This is a genomic window from Nocardia carnea (assembly GCF_029869215.1).
Classification (GTDB): Bacteria; Actinomycetota; Actinomycetes; order Mycobacteriales; family Mycobacteriaceae; genus Nocardia; species Nocardia carnea_B.
Window position 1 is genome coordinate 1 of the sequence record NZ_JARWPM010000311.1, and the last position, 10329, is coordinate 10329.

At 69.1% G+C, this 10329-nt stretch carries 9 protein-coding genes and 1 pseudogene; 6 read left to right on the forward strand and 4 right to left on the reverse strand.

Features of this window, described 5'->3' with window-relative positions; translation table 11 throughout:
• A pseudogene (locus QH276_RS21990) lies at window positions 1-152 on the reverse strand (porphobilinogen synthase); the annotation flags it as partial.
• 123 nt (window positions 153-275) lie between these two features.
• Here QH276_RS21990 and QH276_RS21995 point away from each other — a divergent pair.
• The 5 genes from QH276_RS21995 (at window position 276) to QH276_RS22015 (ending at window position 4087) form a co-directional block, all read left to right on the forward strand.
• Window positions 276-1388: an MATE family efflux transporter gene (locus tag QH276_RS21995; RefSeq protein WP_280406881.1), complete on the forward strand. Its 1113-nt coding sequence runs from the start codon at window positions 276-278 to the stop codon at window positions 1386-1388.
• A gap of 37 nt (window positions 1389-1425) precedes the next feature.
• Window positions 1426-1899, forward strand: a complete 474-nt coding sequence (locus tag QH276_RS22000; protein ID WP_280401762.1) for a flavodoxin domain-containing protein — start codon at window positions 1426-1428, stop codon at window positions 1897-1899.
• 301 nt (window positions 1900-2200) lie between these two features.
• Window positions 2201-2683 carry a hypothetical protein gene (locus QH276_RS22005; RefSeq protein ID WP_280401763.1) on the forward strand — a complete coding sequence of 161 codons (483 nt, stop codon included), beginning with the start codon at window positions 2201-2203 and terminating at the stop codon, window positions 2681-2683.
• A gap of 34 nt (window positions 2684-2717) precedes the next feature.
• The gene (locus QH276_RS22010) at window positions 2718-3293 is read left to right on the forward strand and encodes a TerD family protein (protein ID WP_280401764.1); all 576 of its coding nucleotides are present in this window, start codon (window positions 2718-2720) and stop codon (window positions 3291-3293) included.
• A gap of 98 nt (window positions 3294-3391) precedes the next feature.
• Window positions 3392-4087, forward strand: a complete 696-nt coding sequence (locus tag QH276_RS22015; protein WP_280401765.1) for a hypothetical protein — start codon at window positions 3392-3394, stop codon at window positions 4085-4087.
• 179 nt (window positions 4088-4266) lie between these two features.
• Here QH276_RS22015 and QH276_RS22020 read toward each other — a convergent pair whose 3' ends face one another.
• On the reverse strand, window positions 4267-4788 hold the full coding sequence (locus tag QH276_RS22020; protein WP_280406882.1) for a MarR family winged helix-turn-helix transcriptional regulator: 522 nt from the start codon (window positions 4786-4788) through the stop codon (window positions 4267-4269).
• 57 nt (window positions 4789-4845) lie between these two features.
• Between QH276_RS22020 and QH276_RS22025 the strand changes: the two genes are divergently transcribed.
• Entirely contained in the window at window positions 4846-5571 is a 726-nt protein-coding gene (locus tag QH276_RS22025; protein ID WP_280399099.1) for an SDR family NAD(P)-dependent oxidoreductase, read from the forward strand.
• A gap of 20 nt (window positions 5572-5591) precedes the next feature.
• On the opposite strand, the gene QH276_RS22030 is transcribed toward QH276_RS22025, so the two are convergent.
• Window positions 5592-6230, reverse strand: a complete 639-nt coding sequence (locus QH276_RS22030; protein WP_280399101.1) for a MazG family protein — start codon at window positions 6228-6230, stop codon at window positions 5592-5594.
• Window positions 6231-6403: 173 nt separating this feature from the next.
• Entirely contained in the window at window positions 6404-10018 is a 3615-nt protein-coding gene (gene mfd / locus QH276_RS22035; protein ID WP_280399100.1) for a transcription-repair coupling factor, read from the reverse strand.
• Window positions 10019-10329 lie beyond the last annotated feature (311 nt).

The window sequence follows — 10329 nt, forward strand, 5'->3', positions numbered from 1 at the left end:
GCCTCGTCCAGCGCCGCGCGGATCGCCCCGACCTGGCCGTCCATCATCCCGCTCGTCCCGAGCAGATCGGCCCCGGCCTCGGCCTGTGCCAGCGCCATGTCCACATAGCGCAGCAGGGTGGCGTCGATGTCCACCGCGCCCGCGGCGGCCGCCCCCCCGCCCCCCCCCGCCCCCCGCCGCCGCCGCCCCCCCTCCGGACCCCCCCCCCCCCCCCCCCCCCCCCCCCCCCCCCCCCCCCCCCCCCCCCCCCCCCCCCCGACCCCGAGGTCCGCGATGTGGTGCGGTCGAGTTTCCTGATCGCCACGGCCGCCGGATTACTGGGCGGCGCGATATTGGTGGCCCTGGGCTGGTCGCTGCAATGGCTCGGCCAGGACGCCGGGGTGCTGGAACTGGCCCGGCCGCTCATGGTCGCGCTGGCGCCCGGGCTGCTGCCGTGCCTGTGGTTCCAGGTACTGCGCCAGTACACCGTCGGGATGCAGCGCCCCCAGGCGTTGCTGCTGGTGACCCTGGGTTCCATCGCGGTGAACCTGGTGCTGGCGCTGAGCTTGATCCACGGCTGGGCGGGGCTGCCCGCCCTGGGACTCACCGGGGTCGGTGTCGCGAGTTCCCTGGTCTTCCTGCTCATGTTCGTCACCTTCTGGGCCATGGTGCGCCGCGACCCCCAGCTGCGCCCCAGCCTGCCGATCCGCCCGTGGCCGGCCCGCCCGGCGACCGTACGGGCCGAGCTACGCCTGGGTACGCCGATCGCCCTCACCTACGGGTCCGAAGCGGGCATGTTCTCGGTACTCGCGCTGGTCATGGGCGCGCTGGGCCCGGCCGCGCTGGCCGCCCACAACGTCGTCTACCAGGTGATCTACATCGTGTTCCAGATCGCCATCGGTATCTCGCACGGTGCCTCGATCCTGGTCAGCCACAGCGTGGCCCGCGACGAGACCGCGCACGCCCGCGGACTGGCCTGGCTCGCGCTGCGGTTCGCCGCGGTGGTCGCGGCGCTCACCGGGCTGGCCTACGTCTTCGTACCCGCGCTCGTACTGCGCCCGTTCCTCGATATCGGCGATTCGGCGACCGTCGAGGTCGCGCGGTCGCTGCTGCTGATCGGTATCGTGCTGCAGTTCTTCGATGCCGCCCAGAACATCGGGACCGGCCTGCTACGCGGCCTGCAGGCGACCACGGCCGGATTCCGGTTGTCGGTGGTCGGCTACTGGGTCGTGGGCCTGCCCACCGCCGTCGTCCTGGCCTTCCCCGCGGGGCTCGGCGCGGCCGGGGTGTGGTGGGGGCTCACCGCGGGCCTGGCCGCCACCGCCGTGCTGATGTTGCGTAAATACTTCGGTCTACTGGACGAGCACGACGCCTTGGTGGCCCCCCGACCTCGGGAGACCGTGAGTTAGGATTGCCTCTCCAAAGCTGCATGGAAGGAGTGGCGCGGTGCGTATCGTCGTCCTGTTCGGTTCGGAAATGGGCACAGCGGAGAACGTGGCCGAGGCGATCGCCGAGGAACTGACCGGGCACGAGGTCTCGGTTTTCGATATGTCCGAATTCGACCTCGCCGATCTCGACCCGCGCATCTTCCACATCATCGTGTGCTCCACCTACGGCGAGGGCGATCTGCCCACCGGCGCCGAACCGTTCTTCGAGGCCCTCGACGACCGGCAGCCCGACCTCACCGGCCTCCGCTTCGCGATCTTCGGCCTCGGTGATTCGGTCTACGACGACACGTTCAACCGCGGCGGGGAGATCGCCGCGGCGAAACTCGCCGGGCTGGGCGGTGAACAGGTCGGAGAACACGCTCGCCACGATGCGTCCACCGAGATCAAGGCCACCACGATGGGCCGGGAGTGGGTACGCACCCTCCCTCTCGACCACGCCGAACTGAGTATGAGCGCGGCCCCGGGGCGGTGACGACGAGTCGCCGGGCTCCACGCCGCATCCCCCGGACATCCGTGCGGGCACCAGGCCACGAACGCGGTAGCCCGGTACCGATACCGGTGTGCCGGAAGGTGACCACCGACCGGAAAGGGCCTTGCTGACCTCCTGTTCTGAGGTCGCCCTTGCCCGCCCTCAGCGTAAACCCGCCGGTGGCACAGGGTTCCGCCGCAGGTCGGAGCCGGTACTTCCCCGGCGCGTGTCGGGTGCGGCCTCTAGACTGGTGAGCGGTGCGGCGCATCCTCCGCCGCAGCACGTCGATCCAGGAGGGGACGATATGGCAGCCGGAGTCAGCCCAGCCGAACACCCAGCAACCGACCATCCCGAGCTGGAAGCGCTGCCGCATTGGCCGCGGGAAACCATCGCCGTCCTGGTCACCACCGATCCCGCGCCGCATGCCATCCCGGTGTCCTGGCCGGTCCGCGCCGGTGACCGGCGAATCCTGCTGAGCCTCAAATTCGATCGCGGTTCGCTGGCCCGGCTCCGGGAACGGCCCCAGGTGGCGCTGCTGATCCTCGGCGGCGGCAATGTGGCGCTGTGCGCCCGCGGTGCGGCCAAGGTGATCGCCGAGGAGATGCCCGGCGCGGACGATTACGTGGCGGTCCGCCTCGACGTGGACGTTATCGACGATCACCGGCAGTCGGCATTCGAAGTCGCCCAGGGTATTCAGCGCAATGTCCTCGACGACAGCGAACTGCGCGCCTTGGAACACCGGGTCGCGACCCTGCAGTCCTGGGCGGAGAACGAACAGCAGGTCTGAGAACGGGCGCCGCGGCGCCACCGGGAAGGAGATCATGAGCGTCACACTGGCCAAGGGCGGCAATGTCTCGCTGTCCAAGCAGGCCCCCAACCTGACCAAGATCGCTGTCGGCCTCGGCTGGGATGTGCGCACCACCATGGGTGCCGATTACGACCTCGATGCCAGCGCCCTCGCCACGGGCCCTGGTTTGAAGGTCCTCTCGGACCAGCATTTCATCTTCTACAACAACCTCCGCTCCCCGGAAGGCAGCATCGAGCACACCGGCGACAACCTCACCGGCGATGGCGACGGCGACGACGAGGTGATCAACGTCGATCTGGCGAATACGCCGGAAACGATCACCAATATCTTCTTCCCGGTCTCCATTCACGACGCCGATCAGCGAGGCCAGTCGTTCGGCCAGATCCGCAACGCCTACATCCGCATCGTCGATCTGAACACCGGATCCGAGCTGGCCCGCTACGACCTTTCCGAGGACGCGTCCTCGGAAACCGCCATGGTGTTCGGCGAGCTGTACCGCCGCGGCGGCGAATGGAAGTTCCGCGCGATCGGCCAGGGGTACGCCTCGGGTCTCGCGGGGATCGCCCGCGACTACGGCGTGAACGTCTGAGCCACTGAGCAGGCCGCGAGTCCGTTCGACCGGAGCGCGGGAGGTGGTCCCCGACGACCCCTCGCCTCCCGGTGAACGCAAACCTGCATGATGGGCCCATGCTCCGCACCGACCAACTGGCACAGGTGGACCGCCGTCCGCCTGTGGTCGAAACTCCCCTCGGTACAGTCGAGTTCTCCGTCGTGCTCGGGTCGGAGGAACTATCCGCCGGCCCGGATACGTCGTGGCGCTTGGCGAACGGCTCCCATCTGCACCGCTGGCGGCACCGTTGCGCAACGGTCGATCTGCTGCTCGGAAGGGTCTCATTACCGCCCTGGGACGGCGAGGTTCCCGTCCACACATGGGCCGCGGTCTGGCAGGTGCAGGGGCACGGCGGCTTATCCGGCCTGTCCGTCTCGGCCGAACTCACCACCGCGCCGGCCGATGCTTACGCAGGCCCGGATTCCGGCGAATGCCTCGCGGCGGTGAGCGCCGAGAACGATGAGTACATGGTGTCGATCGGCGGTCCGGATTACGAACTGCTCGAAGCACAGGCCGCACACGGCCGACTGGTACCCGCCCGATGGGCGGACCTACTGCCGAGAGATGGCGAACTGACCGCCGAATACGGTGTGCGATACGCAGACCCGGCCCGAATCACCTGGAAGTTGCCGGGCCTGGCCACCGCGGAAATGGCCCGGCTGTGTATCGCGACAGCCTGGTGCGACCGCGACGACGACCGCCCCGCGGCCTGGTTCGCGGTAGATCTCCCCGTCGACACCGCATACCAGCACCTCATCGCCGACCCGGCCTGACCGGCCTGCAGAAGTGGCTGCGCCATGCCCTGGAGATCAACCGGGCCGACGAGCTACTCGCCTGACCCACTGCGGATACAACAGGTCGGTCTGCTGCCACCTCGAGTCCGGCGCGCGGCGCAGGGCCGTTATGCGCAGCAACCGAGAAGCTGATCGGGGCTGTCGGCCGCGGGCGCCGTTCAACCCGCCGGAGGAGGGGACAGTATCGCCTCGAGTTCGGACAGCGCCGCGGTGAACGCCAGGCGCTGCTCGGCGGACAAGCGGTCGGTGAGGGCGGTCTCGTGTGCCAGGAGATCGCGGACGACCCGCTCGGTGAGCCGATGCCCTGCCGCGGTGAGGCCGACCATGACGCCACGGCGGATCTCCGGGGCCGGCGACCGGGTGATCAGCCCGGCCGCTTCGGCACGGGCCAGCCGTTGTGAGATGGCCCCGGCGGTGACCAGGCTGCGAGCCGCGATCTGGCGGGTGGTGAGCCGGTAGGGTGGGCCGGATCTGCGCAGCGTACTGAGTAGATCGAGCGTGGCGTCGTCCACGCCCAGCCGACGCAGAGTGCGCTGCCGTTCCTCGGTGAGAAGTTTGGCCACTCGCCACAGCGGCGTGAACAGATGGATGGATTCGGTCCGGGCGCCCGGTAACTCTCGCTCCCAGGCCGCCGCTATCTCCGCCGGGGACGGTATTGCGTCCTGCGCTTCTGGTGTCATTGACCGGATCTCCCCTGATCGCTATGTTTAGCGCTAAATATAGCGGAGGGAGAAGCCATGAGCCGAACCGTGGTCGTCACCGGAGGGACCACCGGGATAGGTCACCGAGTGGCCCGCAGGTTCGCCGAATCAGGTGACGCAGTGGTGATCACCGGGCGCTCCGCCGAGCGACTCCAGCAGGCAGTCGAGGAACTCGGCGTCCGTGGCATCGTCTGTGACGCGGGGAGTCCGGCGGAGGTGGAACGGTTCGCCGAATCGGTCGGTGACGCGGTGGATGTGCTGGTGAACATGGCCGGCGGCAACACCGATCTCACCGCCGGCGAATCCGGCGCAGCCACATTGAACGAGCTCGCCGAACGATGGCAGGCGAATCTGACCGCGAATCTGCTGAGCGCGGTATTGACCACCACTGCGCTGCGCAGCCGGTTACGAGCGGGCGGATCAGTCGTGAATATCGGTTCGATCGGCGCGGAATACGCCGCCTCGTCCTACGGGGCGGCCAAAGCCGCGCTGCAAGCGTGGTCGGCCGGCCTCTCCGCGCAGCTCGCGCCGGCCGGGATCACCGTGAACACGGTCGCGCCGGGATACATCGAGGACACGGAATTCTTCCAGGGCACGATGACCGAGCAGCGGCGCGCCCAGTTGATCGGCGCCACCCACAACAACCGGGCCGGCACACCGGATGATGTCGCCGGAGTGATCGAGTTCCTCGCCTCACCACACGCCGGCCACATCACCGGACAGACGATCCATGTCAACGGGGGCGCGTTCACAACGCGCTGAATCCCCTACCGCCGACCGGCTCATTGCCAGTATTTGTGCCAGTCTTCCGGGGTCAGCGGCTGCCGGGTGCCGCGGGCGGATTCGGCGGAGTCCTCGGCTCGGCGGATGGCGGCGGCGAAATCGAGGGTGGCTTTGCGTAGCCGTTCTTCGGCGCTTTCCGGGCCGCCCAGCCGGATGACGCGCAGGTCTTCCGGGATCAGATCGTCGGGGAGGCCGGCGCGGGCGCTGCGAGAGCGGACCTTTTCGGCGAGCGCGAGTGCGGGCTGGGCCATGGCGATACCGTCCAGGCAGGAGCGGCGGGCTTTTTCCGCGGATTTGCGTTCTTCCCAGGCTTTTTCCTGGGCGGCGACCTTCTCGGTCACCGAGGCGTGCGGGTCGAAACCGGGGCCCGCCGCGTCCGCGAGGTGGGGGCTGCGGTTGACCAGTTTGGCCACCAGGGCGGCGGCCACGTCGTCGATGGTGAATTCGCCGGCGGCTTCGGCGATCCGGGAGTGGAACAGGACCTGGAGGAGGAGATCGCCGAGTTCCTCGCGGATGGTGCCGGGGTCTTCTTCTTGGATTGCGTCGAGGAGTTCGTAGGTTTCCTCCAGCAGATACGGGCGCAACGAATCGTGGGTCTGAGTGACCTCCCAGCCGCCGAACCGCCACAACCGGTCCATCACCTCGACCGCTTCTGCCAAATTCGCTGCCACTGTTGCTGTTTCCGCCTCGAGAACACTCGGCGCGGGGCGGTCCGCATGCGTGCCGGCCGACGGCGGGGCGGCGGCCGGCCCGTCCGGTCGTGCCGATGCGGCAGCGGGCCCTGCGGGCCGATCGTGCTCCGGATCGGAGGTCATCGGGCCGGGGTCACCTCGGTCGCGACCGTCAGGTCGACCGCGCCGGCGGCTTTACCATCGAGGGCCAGCAGTAGATCCGCGAGGTACTGCAACAGGGCGACGTCCCGGAGCCGGTCGGCGCCGACGCTGTCCTGTACGCGGGGCAGCGGCAGCTGGACCACGCCGCTGGCGGCGCGATAGGTGGCGCTGGGGTAGATCCGCTTGAGCCGCAGTTGTTTCGAATCGGGCAGTGTGAGCGGGGAGATCTTGACCGTGGTACCGGTGACCGCGATCTCGGCGACCCCGTATTCCCGGGCGAGTAGGCGCAGTTTGGCCACCGACACCAGCCGGCCCACTTCCACCGGCAGCGGGCCGTAACGGTCGAGCAGTTCCTCGACGACCGCGGCCAGCGCGGAATCGTCATGGGCGGCGGCCAGTTTCCGGTACGCCTCCAGGCGCAGGCGATCGCTGGCGATGTAGTCGGGCGGGATATGCGCGTCCACCGGGAGGTCGATGCGGACCTCTTTGGTCTCCTCGGTGGTGACGGGTTTCCCGTCGGCGGCCGCGCGGTAGGCCTCCACGGCCTCACCCACCAGTCGCACGTAGAGGTCGAAACCCACGCCCGCGACATGCCCGGATTGTTCGGCGCCCAGCACGTTACCGGCGCCGCGGATCTCGAGATCCTTCATGGCCACCGCCATACCGGCGCCGAGGTCGGAGTTCTGGGCGATGGTGGCGAGGCGGTCGTAGGCGGTTTCGGTGAGCGGTTTCTCCGCCGGGTACAGGAAGTAGGCGTACCCGCGTTCCCGGCTGCGCCCGACCCGGCCGCGCAGCTGATGCAGTTGCGACAGACCGAGGGTATCGGCCCGTTCCACGATCAGCGTGTTGGCGTTGGAGATGTCGAGGCCGGTCTCGATGATCGTGGTACACACCAGCACGTCGTATTCGCGCTGCCAGAACCCCTGCACGGTGCGCTCGAGGGTGTCCTCGTTCATCTGCCCGTGCGCGACCACCACGCGCGCCTCCGGGACCAGTTCCCGGATGCGGCGGGCCGCCTTATCGATCGACGACACCCGGTTGTGCACATAGAACACCTGGCCGTCGCGCAGCAGTTCGCGCCGGATCGCGGCGGTGACCTGTTTGTCGTTGTACCCGCCGACGTAGGTGAGCACCGGATGCCGTTCCTCGGGCGGGGTGAGAATGGTCGACATCTCGCGGATACCGGCGAGGCTCATCTCCAGGGTGCGCGGGATCGGGGTGGCCGACATGGTGAGCACGTCCACATGGGTGCGCAGGGCCTTGATGTGCTCTTTGTGTTCCACACCGAAGCGCTGTTCCTCGTCGACGATCACCAGGCCGAGGTTCTTCCAGCGCACCCCGGTCTGCAGCAACCGGTGGGTACCGACGACGATATCGACCTCACCTTCGGCCATGCCGGTCATCACCTCGCGCGACTCCGCGGGATCGGTGAACCGGGACAGGCCCTTCACGGTGACCGGGAAGCCCGCGAGCCGCTCGGTGAAGGTCTGCAGATGCTGCTGGGCGAGCAGCGTGGTCGGCACCAGGACGACCACCTGTTTCCCGTCCTGCACCGCCTTGAACGCCGCGCGCACCGCGATCTCGGTCTTGCCGTAGCCGACGTCACCGCACACCACCCGGTCCATCGGCACCGGCTTCTCCATATCGGCTTTCACATCGGAGATAGCGGTGAGCTGATCGACGGTTTCGGTGAACGCGAACGCGTCCTCCATCTCCCGCTGCCACGGCGTATCCGGGCCGAAAGCGTGACCGGGCGCAGCCTGCCGGGCGGCGTACAGCTGCACCAGTTCACCCGCGATCTCGCGGACCGCCTTCCGGGCCTTGCGCTTGGTATTCGCCCAGTCGGCGCCGCCGAGTTTCGACAGGCTGGGCATTTCGCCGCCGACATACCGGGACAGCTGGTCCAGCGATTCCATCGGCACATACAGCCGGTCGCCGGGCTGGCCGCGTTTACTCGGCGCGTACTCGATCACCAGGTATTCGCGCCGTGCGCCGCCGACCGTGCGCTCGATCATCTCGACGAACCGGCCGATACCGTGCTGATCGTGGACGACCATATCGCCGGCGTTCAGCGCCAGCGGATCCACCTGGTTACGGCGTTTGGCGGGGAGTCGTTTACCGTCTCCCGGCGCCGTCACCCGGTTACCGGTGAGATCGGATTCCGCGACCACCACCAGTCCGGCGTCGCCGAAGATCACCCCGTCGTGCAGCGAACCGCACAGCACACCCACCACCCCGGGGGCGGGTTCCGCACCGGCGTCCAGCTGGGCGGCGGGCACTTCGGCCTCACCGAGCCGTTCCAGAGTGCGCTGGGCCGTACCGTGGCCGGCCAGCACCACCACCGCGCGCCCACCGGTCGTGACGTGGGCCCGCAGGGAGGCGAAAATCGTCGCCACCAGTTCGTCGGACCCGCGCGCCGTGGGGCCGGGCTGCACCGGCAGCTCGATTTCGGCCGGATCACCGGTCGCCAGCGGGCTCAGCGTCCACCAGGGCAGTTCGCGCCGCTCGGCACTGTCGCGAATCTCGGTCAGCGGGCGATACGCCGAGGCCGCCAGGTCGAGGCCGTGCGCGCCCAGCGGCGCGTCGCCGCCGAACGAGGCCGCGGTCCAGGAGGCCTCCAGGAATTCCTCACCGGTGCGCATGAGGTCGGCGGCGCGGGTGCGGACCTTCTCCGGATCACACACCAGCAGGTGGGTGCCGTCCGGCAACTGTTCGGTGAGCAGCCGCAGCTCGCCCGGCTGCAGCGCAGGAAGCAGCGCCTCCATACCCTCGACCGGGATGCCTTCGGCCAGTTTGTCCAGCATCTCCACCAGCGCGGCATCCGCGGTATTGGCCGACGCGACCTGGGCCGCCCGCTCCCGCACGGCAGCGGTGAGTAGCAGTTCCCGGCAAGGTGGCGCCACCACGGTGTCCAGCGAGACCTCCCCCAGCGACCGTTGATCGGCCACCGCGAACGGCCGCAGTTCGGTGATCTCGTCACCCCAGAACTCCACGCGCACCGGATGGTCGGCAGTGGGCGGGAAGAGGTCGAGGATGCCGCCGCGCACCGCGAACTCGCCGCGTTTGCCGACCATATCCACCCGCGTATAAGCGAATTCCACCAGCCGCGAGACCAATTCGTCGAAATCGGCCTCGCCGCCCATCCGCAGCACGATCGGCTCGATATCCCCCAGCCCGGCCGCCATCGGCTGCATCAGCGACCGCACCGTGGTGACCACGACGCGTAGCGGCTCCGGGAACACCGGATCGTCGGGATGGGCCAGCCGGCGCAGCACCTCGAGCCGGCGCCCGACGGTATCGGCGCCCGGCGACAGCCGCTCGTGCGGCAGGGTCTCCCAGGAGGGGAACTGCGCGACCGCCGGCCCCAGCATCTCGGTGAGCTCGAGGGTCAGATCATCGGCCTCCCGGCCGGTAGCGGTGACCACGACGACCGGCCGCTCGGCGGCGACGGTGGCCGCGACGAAGGACCGCGCCGCGCTCGGCGCCACCATTTCGACCGGCGACTGCCCGAGCATCCCGGCGACGGTCCGCAACGCGGTATCGGCACCGGCCGCCGAAGCCAGTCCCGCCAGTGGTGGACGAGGGGCAGACATTCTTCACTCCTGACCGCGAACGAGGGCGATTCTGTATATATTGCGCCGCCTCCGGCGGCGCGGGGTTGGGGGGGGCCCCGGGGGGGGTGTTGTTAACACCCCCCCCCCCCCCCCCCCCCCCCCCCCGGGGGGGGGGGGCGCCCCCGCCGGCCCGGCCGCGGGGGGGGGGGGGCGCGGGGGGGGGGGGGGGTTTTCCCCCCCCCCCCCCCCCGGGGGCCCCCCAACCCCGCGCCGCCGGAGGCGGCGCAATAGATACAGAGAGCACTGCTCTTGACTTCTTGCCGCAACAGTGAGATCGTTGTTCTCAACAG